Annotated in this window: 25 protein-coding genes; 10 read left to right on the plus strand and 15 right to left on the minus strand. The window is 71.5% G+C overall.

Annotation, left to right across the window (positions count from 1 at the left end; translation table 11 throughout):
- Positions 1 to 149 precede the first annotated feature (149 nt).
- Positions 150 to 2,102 carry a hypothetical protein gene (locus AC5L3Z_RS06905; protein ID WP_494840399.1) on the plus strand — a complete coding sequence of 651 codons (1,953 nt, stop codon included), beginning with the start codon at positions 150 to 152 and terminating at the stop codon, positions 2,100 to 2,102.
- A gap of 193 nt (positions 2,103 to 2,295) precedes the next feature.
- Here AC5L3Z_RS06905 and AC5L3Z_RS06910 read toward each other — a convergent pair whose 3' ends face one another.
- From AC5L3Z_RS06910 to AC5L3Z_RS06955, 10 genes are all read right to left on the minus strand, one after another.
- A complete protein-coding gene (locus AC5L3Z_RS06910; RefSeq protein WP_494840400.1) occupies positions 2,296 to 3,060 on the minus strand; it encodes a DUF427 domain-containing protein in 765 nt (254 codons plus the stop codon).
- 13 nt (positions 3,061 to 3,073) lie between these two features.
- Positions 3,074 to 3,250 (minus strand): hypothetical protein, encoded by a 177-nt coding sequence (locus AC5L3Z_RS06915; RefSeq protein ID WP_494840402.1) that lies wholly within the window; start codon positions 3,248 to 3,250, stop codon positions 3,074 to 3,076.
- 14 nt (positions 3,251 to 3,264) lie between these two features.
- Positions 3,265 to 4,761 carry a glycoside hydrolase family 130 protein gene (locus AC5L3Z_RS06920; RefSeq protein WP_494840403.1) on the minus strand — a complete coding sequence of 499 codons (1,497 nt, stop codon included), beginning with the start codon at positions 4,759 to 4,761 and terminating at the stop codon, positions 3,265 to 3,267.
- Positions 4,758 to 5,810 carry a glycosyltransferase gene (locus AC5L3Z_RS06925; RefSeq protein WP_494840405.1) on the minus strand — a complete coding sequence of 351 codons (1,053 nt, stop codon included), beginning with the start codon at positions 5,808 to 5,810 and terminating at the stop codon, positions 4,758 to 4,760. Before AC5L3Z_RS06925 ends, AC5L3Z_RS06920 begins: the two co-directional genes overlap by 4 nt.
- The gene (locus AC5L3Z_RS06930; protein WP_494840406.1) at positions 5,807 to 6,943 is read right to left on the minus strand and encodes a glycosyltransferase; all 1,137 of its coding nucleotides are present in this window, start codon (positions 6,941 to 6,943) and stop codon (positions 5,807 to 5,809) included. The genes AC5L3Z_RS06925 and AC5L3Z_RS06930 overlap by 4 nt, the downstream gene beginning before the upstream one ends.
- 121 nt (positions 6,944 to 7,064) lie before the next feature.
- Complete coding sequence (locus AC5L3Z_RS06935) at positions 7,065 to 8,078, minus strand: glycosyltransferase family 4 protein (protein ID WP_494840408.1); 1,014 nt, start codon at positions 8,076 to 8,078, stop codon at positions 7,065 to 7,067.
- Entirely contained in the window at positions 8,075 to 8,248 is a 174-nt protein-coding gene (locus AC5L3Z_RS06940) for a hypothetical protein (protein WP_334613504.1), read from the minus strand. The genes AC5L3Z_RS06935 and AC5L3Z_RS06940 overlap by 4 nt, the downstream gene beginning before the upstream one ends.
- 70 nt (positions 8,249 to 8,318) lie before the next feature.
- The gene (locus tag AC5L3Z_RS06945) at positions 8,319 to 9,038 is read right to left on the minus strand and encodes a SigB/SigF/SigG family RNA polymerase sigma factor (RefSeq protein WP_494840410.1); all 720 of its coding nucleotides are present in this window, start codon (positions 9,036 to 9,038) and stop codon (positions 8,319 to 8,321) included.
- A 221-nt stretch (positions 9,039 to 9,259) separates the two neighbouring features.
- Complete coding sequence (locus AC5L3Z_RS06950) at positions 9,260 to 9,991, minus strand: GAF and ANTAR domain-containing protein (RefSeq protein ID WP_494840411.1); 732 nt, start codon at positions 9,989 to 9,991, stop codon at positions 9,260 to 9,262.
- A gap of 84 nt (positions 9,992 to 10,075) precedes the next feature.
- Positions 10,076 to 10,906: a GAF and ANTAR domain-containing protein gene (locus AC5L3Z_RS06955; RefSeq protein WP_494840413.1), complete on the minus strand. Its 831-nt coding sequence runs from the start codon at positions 10,904 to 10,906 to the stop codon at positions 10,076 to 10,078.
- Between the two features lie 353 nt (positions 10,907 to 11,259).
- On the opposite strand from AC5L3Z_RS06955, the gene AC5L3Z_RS06960 reads away from it, so the two are divergent.
- Together AC5L3Z_RS06960 and AC5L3Z_RS06965 are read left to right on the plus strand one after the other, a co-directional pair.
- Positions 11,260 to 11,697 (plus strand): lipopolysaccharide assembly protein LapA domain-containing protein, encoded by a 438-nt coding sequence (locus AC5L3Z_RS06960; RefSeq protein ID WP_494840415.1) that lies wholly within the window; start codon positions 11,260 to 11,262, stop codon positions 11,695 to 11,697.
- Positions 11,698 to 11,700: 3 nt separating this feature from the next.
- A complete protein-coding gene (locus AC5L3Z_RS06965) occupies positions 11,701 to 12,270 on the plus strand; it encodes a DUF5994 family protein (RefSeq protein WP_494840416.1) in 570 nt (189 codons plus the stop codon).
- A gap of 115 nt (positions 12,271 to 12,385) precedes the next feature.
- On the opposite strand, the gene AC5L3Z_RS06970 is transcribed toward AC5L3Z_RS06965, so the two are convergent.
- From AC5L3Z_RS06970 to AC5L3Z_RS06985, 4 genes are all read right to left on the minus strand, one after another.
- Complete coding sequence (locus AC5L3Z_RS06970) at positions 12,386 to 12,763, minus strand: sigma-70 family RNA polymerase sigma factor (protein WP_494840418.1); 378 nt, start codon at positions 12,761 to 12,763, stop codon at positions 12,386 to 12,388.
- 473 nt (positions 12,764 to 13,236) lie between these two features.
- Positions 13,237 to 13,911, minus strand: coding sequence for a hypothetical protein (locus tag AC5L3Z_RS06975; RefSeq protein ID WP_494840419.1), 675 nt, complete (start codon positions 13,909 to 13,911; stop codon positions 13,237 to 13,239).
- Positions 13,912 to 13,988: 77 nt separating this feature from the next.
- The gene (locus tag AC5L3Z_RS06980; RefSeq protein ID WP_494840638.1) at positions 13,989 to 14,243 is read right to left on the minus strand and encodes a hypothetical protein; all 255 of its coding nucleotides are present in this window, start codon (positions 14,241 to 14,243) and stop codon (positions 13,989 to 13,991) included.
- Positions 14,244 to 15,805: 1,562 nt separating this feature from the next.
- Positions 15,806 to 16,222, minus strand: coding sequence for a MerR family transcriptional regulator (locus tag AC5L3Z_RS06985; RefSeq protein WP_494840421.1), 417 nt, complete (start codon positions 16,220 to 16,222; stop codon positions 15,806 to 15,808).
- Between the two features lie 82 nt (positions 16,223 to 16,304).
- On the opposite strand from AC5L3Z_RS06985, the gene AC5L3Z_RS06990 reads away from it, so the two are divergent.
- From AC5L3Z_RS06990 to AC5L3Z_RS07000, 3 genes are all read left to right on the plus strand, one after another.
- Positions 16,305 to 17,072, plus strand: coding sequence for a methyltransferase domain-containing protein (locus AC5L3Z_RS06990; protein ID WP_494840423.1), 768 nt, complete (start codon positions 16,305 to 16,307; stop codon positions 17,070 to 17,072).
- A gap of 261 nt (positions 17,073 to 17,333) precedes the next feature.
- Entirely contained in the window at positions 17,334 to 18,242 is a 909-nt protein-coding gene (locus AC5L3Z_RS06995) for a hypothetical protein (RefSeq protein WP_494840424.1), read from the plus strand.
- Positions 18,243 to 18,818: 576 nt separating this feature from the next.
- A complete protein-coding gene (locus AC5L3Z_RS07000) occupies positions 18,819 to 19,532 on the plus strand; it encodes a hypothetical protein (RefSeq protein ID WP_494840426.1) in 714 nt (237 codons plus the stop codon).
- 173 nt (positions 19,533 to 19,705) lie between these two features.
- Here AC5L3Z_RS07000 and AC5L3Z_RS07005 read toward each other — a convergent pair whose 3' ends face one another.
- A complete protein-coding gene (locus AC5L3Z_RS07005; RefSeq protein ID WP_494840428.1) occupies positions 19,706 to 19,897 on the minus strand; it encodes a general stress protein CsbD in 192 nt (63 codons plus the stop codon).
- 374 nt (positions 19,898 to 20,271) lie between these two features.
- On the opposite strand from AC5L3Z_RS07005, the gene AC5L3Z_RS07010 reads away from it, so the two are divergent.
- From AC5L3Z_RS07010 to AC5L3Z_RS07025, 4 genes are all read left to right on the plus strand, one after another.
- Positions 20,272 to 20,718, plus strand: a complete 447-nt coding sequence (locus tag AC5L3Z_RS07010; RefSeq protein WP_494840429.1) for a hypothetical protein — start codon at positions 20,272 to 20,274, stop codon at positions 20,716 to 20,718.
- Between the two features lie 232 nt (positions 20,719 to 20,950).
- Complete coding sequence (locus AC5L3Z_RS07015) at positions 20,951 to 21,274, plus strand: YciI family protein (RefSeq protein ID WP_494840431.1); 324 nt, start codon at positions 20,951 to 20,953, stop codon at positions 21,272 to 21,274.
- Positions 21,275 to 21,276: 2 nt separating this feature from the next.
- Positions 21,277 to 22,503 carry an RNA polymerase sigma factor gene (locus AC5L3Z_RS07020; protein WP_494840639.1) on the plus strand — a complete coding sequence of 409 codons (1,227 nt, stop codon included), beginning with the start codon at positions 21,277 to 21,279 and terminating at the stop codon, positions 22,501 to 22,503.
- Between the two features lie 324 nt (positions 22,504 to 22,827).
- Positions 22,828 to 23,838: a serine hydrolase domain-containing protein gene (locus tag AC5L3Z_RS07025; RefSeq protein WP_494840433.1), complete on the plus strand. Its 1,011-nt coding sequence runs from the start codon at positions 22,828 to 22,830 to the stop codon at positions 23,836 to 23,838.
- Positions 23,839 to 23,859: the final 21 nt, after the last annotated feature.

The following is a 23,859-nucleotide window of genomic DNA, read 5'->3' on the forward strand; positions in this document are numbered from 1 at the left end:
CAGGCGTCGACGCCGGTGGGGTCGCACCCCGACAAGCCAACCCATTGACGCATGTCTCTATCGGGTGTCTCATGGCGGATACCTACCGGTAACCCCGTCCCCCGGAGGTTCCCATGCGTCCCCGTCCCCCGCATCGCCTCGCTCGGCTGATGCCCCTGGTGCTGCTGCTCGCCGCCGGGGCCGTCGCCGCCCCACCCGCCCACGCGGCCGGAGCCGCCGGCTGCGACCCGGCCGGCTGCCTGCTGCCCTTCCCCAGCGACGTGCACACCGTCGCCGACCCCCGCACCGACACCGGCATCCGGCTCAACCTCGACCGGGCCGACATGCCGGCGAACCTCCTCGGCACCCGGATCAACCCCTGGGAATGGAACCGCAGCGACGGCTTCTCCCCCGGGTCGGCGCTGCTCGCCCACGTGCCGGGGCTCGACGCCGCGTCGACCGGCCTGGCCCCGGCCACCGACATCGGCCGCTCGCTCGCCGCCGACGCCCCGATCGTGCTGATCGACACCCGGACCGGGGCACGGCAGCCGTACTGGGCCGAGTTGGACGCCACCGCCGCCGACCGGCCCGACCGGCAGGCACTGATCATCCGGCCCGCCCGCAACCTGGACGAGAACACCCGGTACGTCGTCGGGCTGCGTCGGCTGCGCACCGCCACCGGCACCCCGGTCGCCGCCTCGGAGGCCTTCACGGTCCTGCGCGCCCCCACGCCGCCCGCCGATCCGGCCCTGCATCGCCGCTGGGAGTACGCGCAACGCGCCCTCGGCTCCCTCGCTTCGGCCGGCGTCGACACCAGCGAGCTGCACCTCGCCTGGGACTTCACCGTCGCCAGCCGGCGCGGGCTGACCGGGCGGATGACCCACATGCGCGACGAGGCGTTCCGCCGGCTCGGCATCTTCGCTCCGGCGGTCACCATCGACAAGGTCACCGACCTCACCGCCGAGACCGACCCGTACCTGCGGCGGCAGGTGGAGGGGACCGTGGTGGTGCCCAGCTACCTCAACAACCCGCTCGGCCCGCCCGGCTCCTGGCTGAACACCGGCGACGACGGCCTGCCCGAGCAGGAGGGCGTGAACACCCAGTTGGCGAAGTTCCACTGCAACATCCCCCGCTCCGCGAGCGCCGCGACGCCGGCCCGGCCGGCGCTCTACGGCCACGGCCTGCTCGGCTCCCCGCTGGAGATCAACCAGACCCGGCTCAAGCAGTACTCGAACGAGTCGAACACCATGCTCTGCGCCACCGCCTGGATCGGCATGGCCACCGAGGACGTACCCAACGTCATCTACTCGCTCGGTGACTTCTCCCAGTTCCCGTCGATTCCGGACCGCACCCAGCAGGGTTTCCTGAACTTCCTGTTCCTCGGCCGGGCGCTCACCCACTCCTGGGGCGGGCTGAGCACCCGCTCCGCGTTCCGCGACGGTGGCTCACTGTTCCGCGCCGGCTCCGGTCAGCTCGTCTACCTCGGCAACAGCCAGGGCGGCATCCTGGGCGGGGCACTCTGCGCCGTCGCCACCGACCTCACCCGCTGCTCCCTGGGCGTACCCGGGGCCAACTACTCCACCCTGCTCAACCGCAGCGTGGACTTCGACCAGTTCCTTCCGGTCTTCGGCACCGCGTACCCCGACCCGCTGGATCGGCAGCTCATCCTCGGGCTCGCGCAAGTGCTCTGGGACCGGGGGGAGGCGAACGGCTACCTCGCCCACCTGACCCGCGACCCGCTGCCCAACACACCGGCGAAGCGGGTGATCCTCGTCGAGGCGTTCGGCGACCACCAGGTGGCCAACATCGCGACCGAGGTGATGGCGCGCAGCATCGGCGCGCGGCTGCGTACCCCGGCACTGGCCCCCGGACGCAGCGCGGACGCCGTGCCGTTCTGGGGCATCCCGGCCGCACCCACCCTGCCCTACGCCGGCAGCGCGCTGGTGGTGGTGGACAGCGGTTCGCCAGCGCCGCCGGCGGGCAACGTCCCGCCCCGCGCCGGCCTCGACCCGCACGGCCATCCGGCCAACTCGCCGGCGATCCGGGCCATGATCGCCCGGTTCCTCGCCACCGGGGAACTCGTGGACACCTGCGCGGGGCTGCCCTGCACTGCAGCGCCCTAGTCAGCTCCCCCGGTCGGGCACGGATGAGGGGACAGTGCCCTCGAAGGCCCGGGGGATGTGGCGGCTTCGGCCGCCACATCCCCCGCCGGTCCGGTCCGGCGTCGGTGTCACCGCACGTCGTCGCGGAGGTCGGCCAGGGGCAGATACCCGGCAGCGCGGTGTCTCCGCCGCCCACGGGGCCCCTGGGCGGTCATCAGGAGAAGTGCGTCCTCGGGCGGGTGAGTCGCTCCCCGTCGATGATCAGGTCGACCTTCTCGTTGTAGAAGGCGATCAGCCCGGCGATCGGCAGGAGCGAGCCCGTGGGGTGGTCGTACGACCACGCCAGGTCGGGGTGCACCCTGCCGTCGGCGCGCACGGACCAGTAGCGGCCCGTCCGGCCTTTGTACGGGCAGGAGGTGGTCGTCTCGGACGGCACGAGGTGCCCGAAGTCCACCTCGGTCCGGTTGAGGTAGTAGCGGGTCGGCAGACCGGTCTCGAAGACCAGCACCGGCGACGCCGACTCGGCCAGCACCACCCCGTCGAGTTCCACCCGTACGCGGCGGGTTGACCGCAGCGCGTCCACCCGCGTGTACGGATTCCGGGGGTGTACGAAGACCTCCTCGTCCTCTTCGAACCACCTGTCCATGGCGCTCCACTCGAACCGGACGGTGTCCGCCAACCCGGGCAGCGCGTCGTCTCCGTACCACCGGGCCGACGATGGACGGGAGGTCTCGCCGACGCGCACCCCATGCACCCGCCCGGTCCCGCATCGGATCCGCTCCGTGCGGTGCTCGTCGATCAGGAAGCTGCGCTCCACGTCGGCGATGGGGATGTAGTACTGGGGATAGAAGGGCCACTCCCACACGTACTGCGCCCGCCTGCTGTCCAGCACCGGTTCGCCGGCGAGGTAGGCGCGGATCCGGCGGGGCACCGGCTCAACGCGGTCGTCCGGGCCGATCGCCTTCGGATAGTCCGGCACCTCGTCCTCCAGTTCAGCATCGCCCCGATTCCGGGGACACCGGCTCAACGATCAGGAGGCCCTGGTGTCTCGCCGGTTCGGTGAGGCATCGACCTGTACGGGTCGTACCGCCCGCCCGGCAGATGCCGTCCGCCTGCACCGCCGCCATCACCTGGTCGGTGCGTGCGTCGTCGCCGTAGTCGACCAGCACCTGGTCATGGCGGGTCAGCAGACACGCCGCTCGCCGACCGGCGGCGGGGACTCCACCATCGCAGCGACGAGGTCGGCCACCGGCACGGTGGCGAACCCGACCCGGTTGTCGCTGGCCCCGTACGGCAGCCAAAGCTCGCCGTCGTGGACGAGCCCGCCGCAGGAGTAGACGACGTTGGGGACGTATCCGTCCCGCTCGGCCTCGTCGGGCGCCAGGAGCGCACCGGGGAGCCGCGCGACCACCCGTTCCGGCCGGCGCAGGTCGAGCAGGAGCGCACCGATGGCGTACCGGCGCATCGGGCCGACCCCGTGGGTGAGGACGAGCCAGCCGGCGTCGGTCTCGATGGGCGATCCGCAGTTGCCCACCTGGATGAGTTCCCAGCTGTCCCGAGGGGCGTGCAGCGGTACCGGTTCCTGCCACCGGTTCTCGCCGTCCAGGCGGGTCAGGCCGATGGTCTCGCCGTCGGCGCGGCACAGGGCGAGGTGCCGGCCGCCGACGGTACGGGGGAACAGCGCGAGGCCCTTGTTGCGGGCGCCCGGTCCGCGCATCGGGGTGATCTCGAAGCGACGCAGGTCACCGCTGGTCAGCGCGCGGGTGGCGATGCGTCGTCCGTCGTAGGCGGTGTAGGTGGCCCGGTACACCGACCCGGATTCGCCGGTGAACCTGACGAACCGGGCGTCCTCCATGCCGTTGCTCTCCGCCGGAACGGCCGGCCAGAGAACCCGTTGGTGCAGGGCTGTGTCGGAGGGGAAGGTCGTGGCGTAACTGGCGGCGTTGGTGCGGCGCACGTGTTCGAGGGTGCCCGGTCCGGTGCTGCGGGAGAGCAGGTCCGGCGGCAGGTCGCCGAGCACCTGCTCGAAGCTGGCCTCGTCGTAGCGTTCGGGCAGAGCGTCCAGCACGGTGGCGGTGATCTCGTTGTCGCAGGCCGCCTCGGTCAGGCCGGCGGCGAGAAGGTCCCGGCGGTGCCGTATGCCGGCCCGCTGCCCGACGACCAGGGGGCCGGACCGGTCGGCGACGGCGAGCCGGCGCCCGGGTCCGAGGACCGCGCTGGCGAACCCGATCGACGAGACGTGGCCCTCGCCGATCTGGCGCAGGCTGACCGCGACGCGCAACTGCCCGGCGATCAGGCCGACCTGGTCTGGATGGGCCACCATCGACGGGTTGCACAGCGCCGCCGCCTCGACCGCGTACTCGTGGCTGAAGTAGGCGCCGATCAGGAGCCGGGTGGTCGGGGACAGGTCCCGGGCCCGCAGGATGCGGTGCCGGACGAGGTCGTAGTGGTGGTGGAACGTGTCGTCCAGGTCGCGGTGTCGGGCACCGAAGCGGTCGAAGGTGTCCCTCAGCAACCGGCCGGTCTCCTCGTCGTCGAGGTGCGCGACGCGGTCGATGAGCGCCCTCGCGCGGCTGCGTACCACCGCGTCGTCCTCACCGGGGACGAAGAGCTTGACGATGACCCGGCGTGCGTCCGGGGCGAGGGTGGTGCCGTGCCGGACGGCCAGGGCGCCGGTCACGACCACCGCCGGGCGTGCTGCAGCGTGGAGATGAGGGCGAGGGTGGACTCGGCGCCCTGGTTGAGGTTGGGCCCGTGCGGGGTCAGCCCGTCGTAGCCGCCGCCGGTCTCCGGGTCCCACATCGAGGTGCCGACGTCGTTGTCGCCGAGGAACCACCCGATGGCCTGTCGTACTCCGTTCTCCCAGCCGGGGTCGCCGGTGACGGTGGCGGCGGTGGCGCAGGCGTCGGCGAAGGCGGCGACCTCGATCGGCTGCTGGTCGTGGCGCAGCCGCGCCGCGCCGCGCTGCCACCCGCCGGCGGGTACGACCGACAGGTGCCCGTCGCGGAGTTGGACGTCGCGCAGCCAGGCCAGCATCCGCAGGCCGTCGTCGAGGGGTGGCCCGCCGTGGCGCAGCTGACTGGCCGCGACGACGACCTCCGCGAGGGCCGCGCTGGCGTACGTGAGCCGCGGCTGCGGCCAGGGCCACCGTGGGTCGGATCCGGGAGCACCGACCGTGGTGGCCGCATCCGCCAGCAGCGCGGCCGCGGCGGTGTGGCCCGGGTGGCGGCGCAGCACCTCGTCGGCGCCGAGCCCGGCGAAGGCCATCGCGTGCGGGGCCGGGGAGCGCCGGGTGGCGCCCCGGCTGAAGGCGACGAGCGCCTCCTCCCGGATCCATGGGGCCGGACTGCGGGCAGCGGCGGTGCCCAGCCCCCACAGCGCCCGACCCCACCAGTCGCCGAGCCCGGGCTCGTCGGTCCACCGCCGGTCGTGACCGAGCCGGTTGTGGAAGGCGCCGCCGCCGTCCTGCGCGTGGGTCAGGAAGGCGAGGTAGCACTCGGCGAGCCGGAGCACCTCCTCGGCCGGCTCCGGCTCGCGGCTGGTGACGACCAGGCCGCGTGCGACATCGTCGGTGCAGTAGCCGTGCTCGCGGCGGACGATGCCGTGCCGGGCGTGCTCGAACAACCCGGTGTCGTCGCTCAACCGGCTCAGGTGCGCGAAGCTCGGTCCGGGCCCGGTCGGCGGGTGACCGCTGTCCGGCGTCGTGGGACGGCCGATGGTCGCGGTCACGCCGACGCCGCGCTGACCACCGTCGGGCGGGCCACGGTGAGCCGCTCGGCGAGAGTGCCGTAGCGGGCCGCCACCGCCGGCCAGCGCAGGTCCGCGGCGAGCGGCCGATTGCGGCCGGCGAGCCGGGCGGCCAGGCCCGGTTCGGTCAGGATCCGCCGGATCGCGGTGGCCAGCGCCGTGGGATCCTGATGGCGTACGACCAGACCGGGGCCGCCGGTGAGCAGCTCGACGGCGTGCGGGAACGCCGTGGCCACGACCGGTACCCCGGCGGCCACCGCCTCGATGAGCACGCCGGAGGTCACCTGTTCGCGGGAGTCGTAGGGCAGCACGACCACGTCGGCGGAGCGGATCAGCCGGCCGAGGGCGCCCTGGTCGTGGTAGACGTCCTGGTAGTCCACGGCGTGCGCGACGCCCAGTTGCGCGCCGAGCCGGTGCAGTCCCGACCGGTACGCCTCCCCGTGGTGCTCGACCACCTTCGGATGGGTCCGGCCCGCGACGGTGTAGGTGGGGGTCGGGTCCAGGTCCTGCAACTGCGCGAGGGCCCGCAGCGACCACTCGACGCCCTTGCCGGGACCGAGCAGTCCCCAGGTCAGCAGGTGCGGGCGGGTACGGCGGTCGGCGGGTACGCCGACGTGCTCCGCGGCGCCGTGCGGGATGACCGTGACCTTGCCCGGACGTACGGTGTAGCCGACGAGCAGCCGGTCGCGAGCCGTGTCGGTCATCGTGACGACCGCCCCGGCGGCGGTGACGATCTGCTCCAGCAGGGACTTCTGCCGGGCCGAGGGCCGGCGGAGCACGGTGTGCAGGACCACGATGCTCGGCACGCTGAGTCGGCGCAGCAGCGGCAGGACATCCTCGCCGTCGGCGCCGGGGTAGATGCCGTACTCGTGTTGCACGACGGCCACGTCGAAGGTGTTCAGGGCCGCCGCGGCATCCCGCCATCCGGCCTGGGTACGCGTCGACCAGGTGTGCACGACCCCCGGTCCGGCCCGCAGGTCGTCGCCGCGGTCGGTGACCCGCACGATGCCGCCGCGCGTACCGTCGGCGGTCAGGTGGGCGGCGAGGGCGGAGTTGAAGGTGGCCAGTCCACACCGGGTCGGTGGGTGGGTGCTGAGGAATCCGTAGCTGGGCATGGGTGTCGGGCCTTCTGGTTGTCGGCCGCCTCCGGCGTACGGGGACGAACCTCACGCGGTATCGGCGCACGCCGGCCAGCGTGTGCGGCCGGCGGAACGGATTCGTAGGCGGTGGCCGGATTCAGCGGTGCGGTCGGCGGGTGAGGTGGTCGTAGACGGCCAGGTAGTCGGTGACCATCCGGTCCGCGCCGAAGCGCTGCCCGGCCCGGGCCCGGCAGCCGGCCCGGTCGAGCCCGGCAGCCCGGGTGACGGCGTCGACGGCCTGCTCGACGGTGTGTACGAGAAAGCCCGTCACCCCTTCGTCGACGATCTCCGGCATCGACCCGCGGGCGTACGCGACGACCGGCGTGCCGCAGACCATCGACTCCACCACCGACAGTCCGAACGGCTCGTCGAAGGCGATCGGGTGCAGCAGCGCGGTGCTGGATCCCAGCACCTCCGCACGCCGACGGGGGCCGACGGATCCGAGGAAGACGACCTGGTCGCCGTCGATGTGCGGGGCCACGTGTTCGGCGAAGTACCGCTCGTCCTGCACGATGCCGCAGATGGTCAGCGGCCGGCCGGCGCGGCGGGCGATCTCGATGGCGGTGTGGGTGCCCTTGTCGGGATGGATCCGGCCGAAGGCGGCCAGTCCGGGACCGGCGTCGCGGGTGAACGGCAGCCCGGTGAGGTCGACACCGTGGTGCACCGTGGCGACGTAGTCGAGATCGGCGTTCCGGTCGGCGTCGGAGATCGACACGTAGGACGAGCGGGCCCGGGCGTACGCGGGGAGGATCCCCGCGCCGGAGAAGCCGTGGACGGTGGTGAGCAGCGGAGCACCGCAGTGCTCGGCGAAGGCGAGCGGCAGCCAGTCGAGGTGGCTGTGCACCAGGTCGAACTGCCCGGAGCGGGCCATCGCGTGGGACACGTGCATCGCCTCCCACACCCGGCCGTCCAGGTCCGGATCGTCGGCGTACCCCCGGGGGCACACGCCGTCGAGGGCGGCGGAGGTGACGGAGTCCAGCGTCGCGAAGAGGGTCACGTCCACGCCGCGGGTGACCAGCCCTTCGGCGAGCAGCCCGGTTACCTGCTCCCAGGGACCGTAGTGGTGTGGGGGTGTCCGCCAGGCGACCGGCCCGAGCAGGGCAACCCTCACGGAGACGGCGCGTCGGCGAGGTCGGCCGGATCGAGGCGCAGGGTGGCGAGCAGCCCCACGTGCTTGGCGGGGTCCACCCGCTCCGGTAGTTCGCGCTCGACCCAGTCGGCCCTGAACTGCTGGTCGCGCTCGCGCAGAGCCGCAACGATCCGGTACCTGGCGATCCTCATCGTCTGCCCCCTTGGGAAGTCGTTCGGGTTGGTCCTGGTCACAGGTGGCGGTATGGCCGGTGGCGAGGACTCAGCGGAGCATCCCGGCTCTCAGTTGGGCCAGCGAGCGCTTCAGCAGCCGGGAGACGTGCATCTGGGACAGCCCGACCCGGGTGGCGATCTCCGCCTGGGTCAGGTCGCCGTAGAACCGCATGGTCAGGATCCGACGTTCACGTGCGGGAAGCGCCGCGAGGAGCAGTTGGAGAGTGAGGTGGTCGTCGACGGCTGCGTACGCCGGATCGGCGGCGCCGATGAGCGCGTGACGCTCGAGGCCGTCGGCCCCGGGTCGTGGCTCGTTCAGCGACGCCAGGCGATAGACGTCGAGGGCGGCGACGGCGGCCACGAGTTGGGCGACGGTCACCTCCAGGTCGTCGGCGAGCTCTCGATCCGTCGGTTGGCGACCCCATTGCTGCGCCAGCCTGCCCCGGGCCTCGGGCACCTGGGCCCCCAGTTCCTGGGCCGCGCGCGGCACCCGGATCGCCCAGGTCGTGTCGCGGAAGTGCTTCCGGATGCCGCCGAGGATGGTCGGGACGGCGTAGCTGGCGAACGGCACGCCCCGATTGCAGTCGTATCCGTCGACGGCCTTGATCAGGCCGAGCGCGCCGGCCTGCGCCAGGTCCTCGTACGGCTCTCCGCGGCCGACGTAACGGCGGGCCAGCCGACCCGCCATCGGCAGGTGCGCCTCGATGATCCGGGTTCGCAGCCGCGCCCGGTCGGGATCGTCGACGTTCAGGGCTGCGCGTCGACGCAACAGTTGTTCGCTGTCCCCCCTGGCCGGGTTCGGCGTCGGAGGGGACGAAACGGCCGTCGGCGTCACGATGGGGGTGACCATTGTTCAGCGCCCCTAACGGGCTGGTGGCGGCGATACTGGCGGCCACCGGGGACCCGGGCGACACCCTCACCGTACGCCTTCATCCCCCCGACCGACACCTGGACGCGCCCGAGGAACCGGCTCGGTTGTCGCCCCGGTCGTCAGCCGGGCCGGTTGGTGACCGCCCCCGGCGCCAACTGCTCGGAGCCGTCGACGATCGCCTGGGACAGTTCGGACAGTCGCCGGTTGCGGCTGCGGGCGGCGTCGCGCAGTATCGCGAAGGCCTGGCCCACGTCCACCTGAAGGCGTTCGGCGAGGACCCCCTTGGCCTGTTCGATCAGGACGCGGCTGTTCAGGGCGGTCTGCAGCTGTTCGGTGAGGATGTCGCGTCGGTGGATGGCGCGCTGTTGCAGCAGTCCGATGGTGGCCACGTCGGCGAGTGCCTGACCGATGCGGAGCTTGCCCTCGTCGAGGGCTCCCGGCCGGACGTCGAAGAGGTTCAGCGCGCCGATAACCTCGGAGCGCAGGCGCATGGGCAGGGCGTGCACCGCGGCGAAGCCGACCTCGGCGGCCGCGGCGGTGAACCTCGGCCATCGGGCAGTGGCCAGGGTCAGGTCGGCGGCCGACACCGGTTGGCCGGTACGGAAGCAGTCGAGGCAGGGCCCCTGGTCGGTCTGGAGCTGGAACAGCTCCAGCAGTCGGGTGCGTTCGGAGGAGGCGGCGACCACCTGCAGCGTGTCCCGCTGGTCGGTCAGGAGCAGCCCGGCCGCCGACACACCCAGCAGCTCGACACACCTCTCGGTCAGCACGTGCAGGAACTCGATCACGTCGAAGTCGTCGACGAGAGTGTCGGCCATCTCCACGAAAACGTCGGCCAGCGGGGTCTCGGCCATGTCAGTCACCTCGTCAATCAGTGGTTCCACCGGTCGCCCGACCGGGATGGTCCGTAACGCGCCGTCCTGGCGCCTGTCCCCTGTTCACGCATTCCGGTCACCAGGTGTCTCCGCCGGTTCGAGCCGCAGGCGCCGAGCGACGACGTCAGCTGCCACTTCCCGCAGCCGCCGGTCCTGGGAGTACGCGTAGGCGCGCATCCGGACGAGCGCCACCGCCGCGGGCACTCCCAACTGGACCACGATCATGCCGGTCGCCTGGTGCACCTCGGGGTGTTGCAGGCCGGTCCCCTCGGGCCACTGATCGCTCTGGTCCACCCCGTGGCGCGTCGCGTCGTCCAGCAGCACCGCGCACGCCGTGTCCGCCAGGACCAGCACGTCGGCCAGTTGCTCCACTCCGAGGCCACCGGCGCGAGCCCGGTAGAGGTCCAGGACACCGAGGCGGATCCCGCCCACCCGTAGTGGCAACGCGAAGACCGCGCCGGCCCCAGCGAGCACCGCGGCCGGCGCGAACACCGGCCAGCGGTTCCAGCAATCCGGTGCCGTCAGATCGGCTACCAGGACAGGCCCACCGGTGGTCGCGTCCACGCACGGCCCCTCACCGAGGGTCAGGGTCAGTTCTTCCAGCTCCGACGCGGTCCGGTCCGTGGCATACACCAGCTCACGCGGCGTGGCGTCGAGGATGACCGCGACGGCGGCGGAGTCGACCCCCGCGACCGACACCGCCGCCGCGCAGACATGATCGACCGCGACCGGGCCACCCCGGGCGGCATCGGCGAGAACGGCCCACAGCCGCAGCTGGCGATCGGAGGTCATCGGATCGCCGAACCGGGGTTTTTGTCGTCCACTGCTGACTCCGACCCGGATCGTTCGAAGCGGACGTTGCGGTACGGCGCCGAGGTCCCGGGCGGCGTTCACACCCTACTCCGCATGATGACGCCGCGCGACCGGTGGCTCACCGGACCGCGACGGCGCCAGCGGCTGACGAGCCGGTCGAGGCGCGGAAGCGTACGCTGGCGGTGTCGCTCGGGACCCCGGTGGCTGACAGTCCGCCGCTGGCGGACGCCCCCACCGATCGAGGTCACCGTGTTGACCGCTCGCCGCGCCACCCCCACCGGTCAGGTCGCCGGACCTCCTCGCGTTCCTGGCGAGGCCCCTCTCACCGCACGTCGGACCGCGACGGTCTGTCGCAGGCCCGCCATCAACCAGGCGTGCCAGCGCACCACCGCGCTCAGGCCGGCCAGATACTCCTCGGAAGGCGGCGGTTCTTGATGACCGCACCCCGGAACAACCATGTTCGATTCTTCCCGCTCGACGGTCACGACGGCACCGACGTTTCTCCTCCGATGCCCACGCGGCCGGCGGTGAAGCGCTCGCGGGCCGGCGGTCTGTGGGTCGCTGCCGTGGTGTTCGCGGTCGTGCTCCTGCTGCTGCTCATCTTCGTACTGCAGAACGGGCAACGCGCCGAGGTGTCGTTCCTCGGCGCGCACGGCACTCTGCCGATGGGGGTGGCGCTGCTGCTGGCCGCGGTCTCCGGGATCCTGCTCGTCGCCCTCCCCGGCACCGCCCGGATCGTGCAACTCAGGATGCTGGGCCGCCGTCGCGTCACGCAGGAAGCCGCCGCGCCCGAGCCCGGTCCGACTCCCCCGCCGACGACCGGCATCGCCGGCGTCCCGCTGCCGCGTCGCCCAGAGAATCAGGACGGATGAGCCATGTCCATCACCACGCGACCAGCCACCACGGTCCCCGCACCGGCGCCCTCCGTACCCCGGCTCGTCCTCGCCCTCCCCAACGACCGGGCGGTTCTGGACGGCGGGTGGTGGCCGCGGTCCTGGGACCCGGCCACCGAACTTCCCGGCCTTGTCCTCGCCCTGTCCGAACGTCATGGCCGGATCCGGCACCTCATGCTCAACATCCACACCTGGGAGAGCCCGGTCCGCCGGTTGACCGTCGGACCGGACGTGGTCCGGATCGGCTGGTTCGACACCCTCGACCCCGCCCTGCTGGTCGCCACCACCGGCCGCGACGTCCAGGTCGACCTGCTGGTGGTGCCGCCCGCCACATCGAGGGCGGCAGCCGAGTGGGCGATGGCGACCGCCGCCGATCCGACCAACGTCAGGCGCGCGCCGGACATCCTGGCCAACGCACCGGCTCGGCCCCAAACTGCGGCGGCGACCGGCTCCGGGACGTACGCGGTGTGGGACAACGAAGGTGGCAGCACCGCGCCGATCGGCGCGCATCCTCACCGACTTCGAGCCCACGAAGAGGTCGACGCCGCCTGAATCCACATCAGACGAAATCGGCAGACGGTCATGCGTCGGTGGGCTGACTGACAAGAACGGCTGCTCGGCCCGATGACCGCGCCGGACACCGGGCCGAGACCCGATCGGCAGACGGTCATCTGGTGGTAGGGGGAACCGACGGGCCGAGCAGTGCCGGCGGCTCGCCGCTCAACGCGCCGGTCAGTACGCGCCCGAGGAACTCGTCGTAGACGGTGGTAAGGGGCGAAGGGCTGCCATCGACCTCGCGAAGCCGTTCCGCGGCCCGGCGAACGGCGATGGCCGTCACCCATGCGAACCCATCGACCTGACCGGCGGCGCACCTCGGCGCGAGCTGCCAGACCTCGACGAACACCGCCCGGGTCACCGCGACGGCGGCCGATGGGCTACCCACGCTCGCACACACCTGGATGAAGACCGTGCGGACGAGGCGGCGGTAGAGCCGACCGAAGGCGGCCCGGTCACGGTCGGCGATCCGCCTGACGAGGTCGTTCACGGACTCCGGGCCGGGGAGAACATAGACCGGGGAAACAGGCATCCGATGCTCCTGGTGGTGTGCCTGCGGCTGGGGCACCACCAGGGACCAGGGCGGCCGTTACGCGCCCACCTTACGCCATCGCGCCGTTCATTCCCTGCGCCGAAACGATGGAGGTCGGCCGACGGCAGGGCGAATCGGATCGCTCGCCAGGGGGACGGTCCACATCATCAGGGTCAGCAGTGCTCCGGCACCGGCCGCCAGCCGCACCGCGACGCCCCGGTGTCGACTGACGGGATGTCGTACCCGAGCCACGCCAACACCCGATGCAGTCTGGAACCCCCGACCTCGAGTACGGCGAGCCGTTCAACATGGGGTTCGACCAGATCCGCTCGGGCGTCGACACCGCCGGAGAGGCGCTCAGGGCGAGGAGGCGTCCTCGACGCCCTGCGTGCCCGACACGCACTCTGCCGAGTGTTCGCAGACCTACCGCGTCAGGCGGTGGGCACCGACGCCTGGGTTGCCTTGAGGAAGGTCAGGGACTTCCCGGCCAACGTTGCCATGGGCGGGTAGGAATCGGCGCCGACGGCCAGCCACACCTTCACCACCAGGTTGCCGCTGCGAGCGTGCACCATGTACTCGGTGTACCGGAACCCCGGCTCGGAACGCTTCGTGAACGCCTCCGCCTCCTCCCCCACGTCGGCCACTGCCCCCACCAGCGTCATGCCGGTCACCTGCCGGGTGGCTCGATAGAGCGAACGGGCCTCGTCCTCGGTCGCGGGGGTGGACGCCTCCACCCGCAGGTTCGCCTGGTAGCCCGCCTTCGTGCGCATCTCGAACAGGCACGCCGCTCCCGGCCTTCCGACGGGCGGCTTCGGGTCGGTGCGCGTCACCGTCACCCCGAGGTCCGCCAACGGCCTCAGATCCGTACGCGCACACAAGTCCAGCTTGACGGCGGTGTAGGAGGCCTTACGGACCGAAGTGGAGGCGCTGGGGGCACCGGTGGATACCTCCGGGGCTGCCGAGGGAGCAGCAGCGGGAGGGTCCCCGCCGTCGCCACAGCCGGCGACCACGAAGACGACGAATGCAGCAAGCAGGCAGGAAACACGGGGCGACACCAGCACGACCACGAACATAGCCGCTGTCACCGACCAGAACTGTCCGTGCATGCGCCGCCGCTGACTGACCCGCGCCGATGCTCGCTGGCGTGTGGTGGCGCAGCGACAGTTGGGTCAGCTCCAGCACTTCACCGCCGTCCGGGTGCGGCCCACGATGACAGGTCCGGTCCCGTTGTCGGGTGCGGCCGTACCGCCGGTTCGAGCAGCGACAACGTCCGCTGCTGCGCATCGAGGCCGACGCGGATGCCGACCGGCATCGGCAGATTCGGGCCGGCGTGCCCGAACTCGACGTTGCCCAGGACGGGGATGTCACGGTCGCCGAGGACGTCGAGGACCAGCTCGGGCAGGGTCGGGGACGCGTCGGGCCCCCCGAGCCCGTCGATCGCGTACGGGACGCACGTCGATCAGGTCGAGGTAGCCGAGCGCCGTCTGGCCGCCGTCGTGCACGCTCCACCAATGGTGCCGCCCTGCTTCGAGTAGCGGTGCCCGACGCACGCGGAATCCCATCCGCTCGATCACGACCACCGCCTGCTCGAGGTCGGGCTCGTAAGCGGCATGGAGCGGCCCGGACAGCGATGCGATGACGACGAGGTCTCCGGGCCTCAGCGCACGAGGTCGAAGCGGTTGAGGCGGTGCGGAACCGGTCACCCGACGCAGTGTTCCGACACGCGCAACGACATGCCACAGATTTACCGATCGACCGCCCAGCAGGCCCAGCTCGCAGCCCCGGCTGCTCCCAGTACCCGCAAATCAGGCAGTCACGGCGCCGTCGGCGACCCGGTGCCTCGTCGTGCCCGCAGACTCCACGCTGCCATCGCGAGAATGTCCCGCCCCCGCTTCGAACCCGGCCAGGTCCACGCACACCGTGTGGTGGGACTACGCCGGACTGCCTACCTGGGGCGGCGGGTCACCGCCCGCGCGAGCGAGCGGGACAGGCGGAGGTGGTACAGCACCCGATTGAAGATCGGGGAGGCTCCCGGTCGCACGCCGGAGGGGCACGCTGGCCTCACCTTGCCTGACGCCAGCTCTGGGCGCTTCCTTCAGGGCTGCCGAGAGGCCGGACAGCACCGCCGGCAAGACCGGGCTGGCTGACGTCAACGGTCGCCTCGGCTCCGGGGGATCCGCTGCGCCCGGCGCCTCTGCGGCGCCGTACCGCCGCGGCTCCGGCCGCTCCCGCCGCAAGCAGCGCCGCCATCAGCGGCCATGGCGTACGACGACGCGACACGGCTGGTTGTCTCTTCGGAGTACGACGACGAGCTGCGGCTTCTTGCGACCTCTTCAGAAGGCTCTGCGCTCTCATTTCCTCATTGTCGGCACCCGCGCCGGCCCAGGTGGCGAAATCGACGCCTGCGAGACCGACGGATGACGGACCCCTCCGGCCGAATGCTGCTGAAGATCAGCCACGACGGCTTGCGGTCAGCGGTCGCCCCGCCCCGGCGACGGGCGACCGCACCGCGATCGTCACGGGCGCAAGTGGTTCGGTCGTCGCGATGCGGACAGTTCCCCTGGCTGCTCTCCGGTACGGTCCCGCAGTGGACCTTCCATCCAGGCGAGCTGCCACCAGACGGGTAGTAGGCACTTGCGCGTTGCTGGCTGGCTTGCTGATCTCCGTACTTACGATGTCGAGCGACTCAGGGGAGGCCGAGCCGCATATCTTCGCCGGCCTTCTTGTCCTGGTCGGGGTCGGACTGCGTCTGGAGGCAGCGATCCTCGCTCCTCCTGGATGACACGAGCCCTGGTTGCCCGCGCGCGGCCGACGCCGGCCGGAGGTCGCCAGCAGGCCGGGGGTCCGGCGCGGCCCGTTCTGCGGGTCGCCCTTGTTCTTCAGAGGTCAATTCGGCAATGCACCTCCGTCGGCTGACCTGCGACAGTCGTCCGCCAACTGACCTGCGACACCTCAAGCGCGCTGATCGCGGCATGGGAGCCGGTTCGCGCATTTCCGGGATCAGTGGTGGTTCAGGGCCTCAGCCGTGTCGACCCCGTCGAGGCGTGCGAGCAACATTGCCTGGAACTGCGGGCACGACTGGTAGTCCGGGTGTCGGCAGCGCAACGCGTGCTCCAGCAGCGTCTGCGACAGCGTGAGCCGGGCGATGCGTTCCCGCACCTGGGCCAACTGGGCGCGCAGCAGCTCACCCCGTCGGTCCCGATCCGGAGCGGTGAACAGCTCCCGCAACTGCTCCAGACTGAAGCCCGCTTCCTTACCCAGCAGGATCTCCGCCACCCGGGTCACATCCGCCGCGTCGTACACCCGGCGGCCCGCAACCCGGCGCGCCGGGGGCAGCAAGCCCACCTCCTCCCAATGCCGCAGAACATGCGGGGCCAGCCCGAAGCGGGCCGCGAGTTTCCCGATCGAGTACTCCATCGACAACTCCCCCGGACTTCAGGCCCGCCTCAACTGGAGGAGAGTTGACTTCAGGTCAACCTGAAGTCGCAGACTCGACCACATGCCGGAGACGCACACCGCCCACACGGACACCGAGACCCTCATCCAGACACTCCACGCCGCCGAAGCCACGCCCGCCGCCGTCACGCTACGCGAACGCGGCTACCAGCTGCTACGGCTGCACCCTGGCGCGACAGTGGTCGACGTCGGCTGCGGCACCGGGCGTGCCGTCGCCGAACTCGCCTGGCGCGGCGCCCACGCCATCGGTGTCGACCTCGACCCCACCATGCTGACCGCCGCCCGCACCCGATTCCCTGATCTCGACCTGCGCGCCGCCGACGCCATCGACCTGCCCCTGGCCGACGGGCAGGCCCACGGCTACCGGGCCGACAAGGTGTACCACGTGCTGCCCGAGCCGTCCGTCGCCCTGGCCGAAGCCCGCCGGGTCCTCGCCCCCGGCGGGCGAATCGTGCTGGTCGGCCAGGACTGGGACGCCCTGGTCATCGATTCCCACCAACCCGACCTGACCCGCCGCATCGTGCACGCCCGCGCCGACACCATTCCTCACCCCCGCATCGCCCGCGCCTACCGAAATCTGCTGCTCGACAATGGCTTTTACGACGTCGAGGTCGAAGTCCACACCGCGATATTCACCGACGCCACCATGCAGCCGCTGCTCACCGGACACGCTGCCGCCGCCCGTCAAACCGGCGCCATCAGCGTCGAGGAGAGCGAGGCGTGGGTCAGCGAGCAGACCCGGCGAGCCGCCGGCGGCCGGCTCATGTTCGCCGTCCCCATGTTCCTGGCCGCCGCCACCCGCCGACCCTGACGCTCGACGACCACGCCGACGGTGTAGCCGGGTTCGTCCGGTCCGCATCACAGTCGGGCTCCGGGCCAACGCCGTGGGACGATGGTCCCTCAAAGTCCGCCCTCGTCCACCCGCGTCCGCATGGATCGTCACTCAGTGGTAGTCGCGCCGCCCGCCGTATCTCCACCGCGAAGCGCGCCACCGCGAGGTAACGCTTCGATCATCGTCAACGCGCTGGTCAGGCTCGCGCTGGCCCAGTCGGTCCGTGACATGATTGCCCGCATGGGGATGCAGCAGGACGTCGACGGGTCTGATCGGCACAGCGGGTCAGGTACCACCGCCCACGGTGCGCCCGACGGGGGCACCGACGCGCGGCTCGCCCTCGCGCAGGACCCCGCAACACCACAGATGACCCTCATCGACCTGGCGTCCGACCCGTCGCCCGTGGTCCGTAAGGCGGTCGCGGCCCGGACCGACGCACCCGCGCAGGCACTGCGACCGCTGACCCGGGACCATGATCGTCAGGTCCGGGAGGCCGTGGCGAGAAACCCTTCGACCTCGGTCGCCAATCTCCTGCGTCTGGTCAAGGACGCCGACCGGTGGGTCCGCTGGGCGGTCGCCGGCAACCCGGCCTGCGACGAGTCGGTTCGCCGGGTGATGTCAGAGGCGCCCGACAAGGAGCTTCGCGGCCTCCTCGCGGAGATGCGGGAGTTGGAGCCCGATCTGGCCGCCAGGCTGATCGACGACGTCTCACCCGAGGTACGGGAACGACTCGCCACCCACACCCACGACCCCGACGTGATCACCGCCCTGATGGCCGATCGCACCGCACGGGTACGCAAGGGGGTCGCCCGCAACCCGCGGACGACCGCCGAGCAGCGCAGCGCGCTCGCCCAGGACCCCGTGGCCGACGTCCGTGCCGCGCTCGTCCGGGCGGTGGAGCTGGACGAGGCGGATCTGGAACGGCTGGTCGACGACCGTTCCGTGGAGGTCCGACTGGCGATGGCGACATCCGAGGTCGTCCCGCCGCACATCCGGCGGGCCCTCGAGCGCGATCCCGACGATGCGGTGGCCGGGGCGGCGCGGGATTTCCGCCCGGCGTCTGGCAACTCCTCGGTGATCCGGGCTCCGCGCGTCGGTCACCGACCCTCCCGGACCGACCCAGGCCGACCGGGCGGCGCCGAACGCTGAGGCCGACTGGCATCTCTGCCACGGCACGTACCGGCCGCCGTCTCGTCCACCTCCGCAGCAGACGACCGGGCTGTCTCGCTGACGGTGTTTCCGACGATCTCGTCGTACCGAGGGCTGCGTTTTTTCGGCGACATCCCGCTCAACTGACAGCGGCCCTACCTAGACTGGGATCAACCCGGGGGCCCTTCTGGCGCCGGGCGCCCTTGACCGAACTGCCGGCCCGGGCATGCCAGACCTACCGCGAACAACGGCCCGACAGCGGCAGATGTGACAACTGGCAAGGATCGACACGCGGTGGACCGCCGGTCAGGCCGCCATGACGCCGCACCAGCAGCCGCCCCGGTAGTGGGATGCGGCCCACCGCCGGTCAGCGTCAGCTACCCCGTCACCAGGCCACACGAATGGGCGTCCGGCCGCCCATGGGCAGGGGATGCCGCCGTGCTCGTCGCCTCGTCGTACGGGTGCGCGTGCACCGCCATCAAGGTCGAAGGTCGCTCAGCCACCCCATCACGGCATGAGGGAGGTCCGACGCACTAGCATTGCCGCGGTCCGGGACGGTTGCTGAAACGAGGCGAAATGCGTTGGCTCCGGCAGTTGCTGGGCGGCGGGCGGGTCCAGCTCGATCCGGCGCGGCAGCAGGCGCTGCTACGGGACGTCCAGCACCGGTACGGCGCCCGCGCGCAGGTCCGGTTTCCCGATCAGGTTGAGGCGGTCACCGAGATGCTGAACGGTGACGACGGCCTGGTGGTGGCGGCCCGGATCGTGAGCCAGGTCGCCGACGAAGCCCACGCGGACCTACAGGCCCAGGCCCAGGACATACACCGACGGACGGGCCGACGGCTCCTGGTGAACCGCCGGAACTACCGGCCGTTGTGGAAGGAAGCCGGCCCGGCGCTGCGGTGGCCACTGATCGCGCTGCCGTGCGGCTTCCACCCGTACGCGCAGGTGGCCGCCGCCGTCGCGGTGGTCGGCAGCCGGGCGCCCCAGCTCGACCGGGTGACCGACCCGTACCCGCTCCTGACCCACGTGTTCGAGGTGCTCGACCTCACCGCAGCCGGCTGGGAGTACGGCCGGGTGCGGGTGGACACCGACGCGGCCGCCCTGGTCGATCGACTGATCACGAGCGCGGCGCAGATTCTCGAAGCCATGGACGACCCGCCCCGGCTGCCACCTCCGGTCCGTGAGCTGATGCGCCGCAACACCAGCTTCGACGTGCACGATCCGGGCAGCCCTCAGGCGGTAGGTGGGATCAACCTGGGCGCAAAGCTGCGGGAGCGTCTCCTGATCTGACGACACCACCGCCCGCGTGTCCGCCCGGCCGGGTCGACGCCTCGACAGTAGGTCCACCGGCTCGTAACCCCCGGTGCTGTCGTAGTGGAGACGTCCTTTCTCGATCTTGGGCAGCAGCGGGGAGTGCAGCACCGCCCCCGGCACGCGGACCGGGGGCGTCGCGGCGTGCCGGGTCAGCTCGTGAAGTCCTCTCCCGCCTCCCGAGCATCCGCTTGAACGTGTTCGCCGGGCCGTCTGCCCTGGGCCTTGTCTCGCTGCATCACCCGTTCCGCCTCCGACCGCTCGTTCTGGGGCATGTCGCCCAGCCGCGCCCTCTGGGGGCCGGCCACCTTCTCGACCTGGTCCTTCGCTCGTTCCAAGCTCATGGCGCCTCCCTGTCGTCCGGCGGGGCGGCGTTCACCCCTCCTGACCCGCGTCCCCGCCCGTCCGTGGGTGAAAACCCTGGTGAGCTCCCGAACTGGTCACCGAGGCGCTTGGGCGCATTCCCGGCCGCTCCGAGGCGACCTCGCTGTAGATGTCGACAGGCCACCGACGTCTCCCCCAGCCAGTGCCCGTCGACAACGGGATGATCGCCCTGTCAAGGGCGCCGAGGCCGCCGTCGGGCTCGACGGCCCGGCCGCGCGTACGAACGGCGGCATGAGCGGATGACCGGCGATGTCGGCCGTGCGTTCACGGAGGCACCGAGCCCGCCTGCCGACGCGGGCTCTCGAAGTCGACGGCGAGCGGGTACGGTGCGCCGATGAGCCGAGAGGATCAGGGCCCGGCTGCCTCATTCGGCGGCCGCGTGGTGGTATCGGCGCAACTGCTGCTGCTGGCGGTGTGCCTGGTCGGCAGCTTCGGCGTGCTGCTCGTGGCCGCACTGCACACCGGCGATCTCCCGGCTGTGCTGGACCCCGGGCTGGAACGATTGGGCGACCCGATGGACTCCCTTCCGCCAGCCGGCCCGGACTCGTTGTGGAACCCGCTGGTGTGGGTGTTCGGGATCAGCCGGATGGTGGCGATGCTCGTCCACCCGGTCGCGTTCGTCACCTTGGTCTTCGGGGTGGCATCCCTTGTCCGCACCTGGCGGATCGGTGACCGGAAGACCTTCGGCTGGCTCGTCATCGGCTCGGCGATGTGGCTCGCGCTGGCGGTGCTCGCCCTGACTCCGTACGGCAGGCAACTACACGGCTGGTTGCTCGACTGACCCTGCCAGCCCTCCGGGATCGACGCTCGCCCGCGACCGTGCGTCGGCACGAGCGGGCACGTGGCCTGCGGCATGAGCGGACGTTTCCAGGGGCGCCTCGGACCCAGCGAGGCCGGCACGCCAGAGTCTTGAAAAAGGCCGGGAGGAGTTGTCGGATCGGGCCTGCGGTGTTCGTTGCAAGGGCGAGCGGCCGCCCACGAAAGGCGACCCGAACCACAGGAGATGATCCAAGATGCAGTACCTGGTTTCCGTGATCTACAACGCGGCCGACGTCGCCACCGCCGAAGAGATGGCGGCCATCGACGCGTTCAACGACCGGCTCATGGCGGAGGGTCACTGGGTCTTCGCCGGTGGCCTCGCGGCGCCCGGCACGGCCACCGTCATCGACAACCGAGGCGGACAGGCGATGTTCAGCGACGGGCCCTTCCTGGAGTCGAAGGAGTATCTCGCCGGGTTCTGGATCATGGAGGCTCCCGACCTCGACGTGGCGCTCGAGCTCGCCGCCGAGGGGTCGAAACACTGCAACCGGAAGGTCGAGGTGCGGCCGTTCCTGTGAGCGTGGTCGACGTTTGGGAGGCGATCACCCGCGCCCACCACGAGGAGTGGGCGCGGGTCATCGCCGCGTTGACCAGGCGTTTCGGTGACCTCGACATCGCCGAGGAGGCGGCGGCCGAGGCGTTCGCCACCGCCGTCGAGCGGTGGCCGGCCCACGGCGTACCCCTTAACCCGGGCGCCTGGCTGACCACCACCGCCAACCGCAAAGCCATCGACCGGGTCCGGCGCGAGAACAAGCGCGACGACAAGCAGCGGGAGGCTCAGCTGCTGTACGACGACGACCCGCCCGAGCCTGTCGACGCCATCGACGACGAGCGGCTCCGGCTGATCTTCACCTGCTGCCACCCGGCGCTCGCGATGGAGACCCGCGTGGCGCTGACGCTGCGCATGGTCGCCGGTCTCACCGTGCCCCAGATCGCCCGTGCCTTCCTGGTGCGGGAGACCACCATGCAACAGCGGATCACCCGCGCGAAGGCCAAGATCAAGGCAGCTCGCATCCCCTATCGGGTGCCGTCCGCGCAGGATCTCCCGGCCCGCGTCTCCGGCGTCCTCGCCGTCCTCTTCCTCGTCTTCAACGAGGGCTACCTGGCAACCGGCCACGACACCGATCCCGTACGTCACGACCTGACCGCCGAGGCGATCCGGCTCACTCGCCTGATCCGCGCTCTCCTGCCCGACGACGGTGAGGTGGCCGGGCTGCTGGCGCTGATGCTGCTCACCGAGGCCCGCCGCGCCGCCCGCGTCTCGACGAGCGGCGAACTGGTCACCCTCGCCGAGCAGGACCGCGGGGCCTGGGACGCGGCGCTGATCGCCGAGGGTCATCGGCTGGTGCGCGAACGCCTGGCCGCCGGGGTGGCCCCGGGCCGCTACCAGATCCTCGCCGCGATCAACGCCGTGCACACCTGCGCCCGCGACGTCCGCGACACCGACTGGTCACAGGTCGTCGCCAACTACGACCATCTGGTCCGTCTCGACCCCTCGCCGATCATCGCCCTCAACCGGGCCATCGCGGTCGCCGAGCTTGACGGGCCGGAGGTGGCACTCGCGGCGGTCGACCGGCTCGAGCACAACCTGGCCGGCTACCACGCCTACCACGCGACCCGCGCTGACCTGCTGCGCCGGCTGGGCCGCAGCCAGAAGTCGCGCGCGGCCTACGACAGAGCCATCGAGCTGGCGGGCAACACCGCCGAGACCGCCTACCTGACACGCCGCCGCGACCAGCTCCTGTAGTGCCCCCTGCCAGACGCAACCTGGCGCACTGGCATCGGCACGGCCGGACGCTGCCACACCGGACGCGCCAAGGAGGCGGCTACCGAGGATGGCGGACGTGCCAGCACCGGCGCGCATCGGCTGCGGACGTACCGGTGCACCTCGCGCTGTGCAGGGGGCTGAGCTTTCTCGCGTCGACATCGGGGCTCTGCGTCAGGAGGTGACCGTGCCCGTAACCGAATCATCGCCATGGCGGGCGGCTGCGGCGGGCCGCGCTGGAGGCTGCCCAGGCGGGCCGCCGCAGAGCCGCAATTCCGGTATAACTTGCATGGCTTTCGCTGGCCGATGTCGCTCTTCGGGGAGGATCATGTGACGACGCAGTTGCGTGACCGCCTGAACGAAGTGCTCCGCGCAGGCCAGGTCGGCGGTCTGCACGCCGTCGCAGCGATTCGCGGTGGCCAGAGCTTGCTGGAGTACTACGGAGCCGGCGAGGACTTCGCCTGGGGCGACTCGCTGGGCGTCGTGGAGTTCGGGCCCGAGACTCTGCACGACATCCGATCAGTCACCAAGAGTGTGACCGCGCTGATGTACGGCATCGCGCTCGGCGACGGGCTCGTCCCGGCGCCGGCGGAGCCGCTGCTGCAGCGGTTCCCGCAGTACCCCGATCTGGCGGCTGACCCCCAGCTTGCCCGGCTCACCGTCGAGCACGCGCTGACGATGTCGTTGGGGGTGGAGTGGCGCGAAGATCTTCCGTACAACAGCCCGGCCAACGCCGAGATCGCGATGGAGCTGGCCCCGGATCGGTACCGGTACATCCTGGAGCGTCCGATCCTCGAGCCGCCCGGCGCCCGATGGGCCTACTGCGGCGGTGCCACAGCCCTGCTCGGCCGTCTGATCGCTGACGGCACCGGGCAGTCGCTGCCGCAGTACGGGCAGGCGGTGCTGTTCGAGCCGCTGGGCATCGACCGCTTCGAGTGGATGACCGGCGAGGACGGGGTGGCCTCCGCCGCGTCCGGGCTGCGACTCGCGCCCTGCGACCTGGCCAGGCTCGGCGAACTGGTGCTGGGCGAGGGAACCTGGAACGGTCAGCGGATCGTTCCCGCCGGCTGGATCCGTACGATGCTGCAGCCACGCCTCCGGACCGGCTGGGGCGCCCAGTACGGCTACCAGTGGTACCTCGAATCCATCGCGGGCCATCGGCTGGTGGCGGGGATGGGCAACGGCGGCCAGCGCCTGTTCGTGCTGCCCGACCTGGACCTCACAGTCGCCATCACCGCAGGCAACTACGACGACCCCGACCAGTGGCGGACCCCGCTCACGGTGCTGGAGCGGGTCATCCTCCCCGCGGTGGCTTGACCCACGCCGCGCCCGCCGGCC

Source organism: Micromonospora sp. LZ37 (assembly GCF_059359015.1).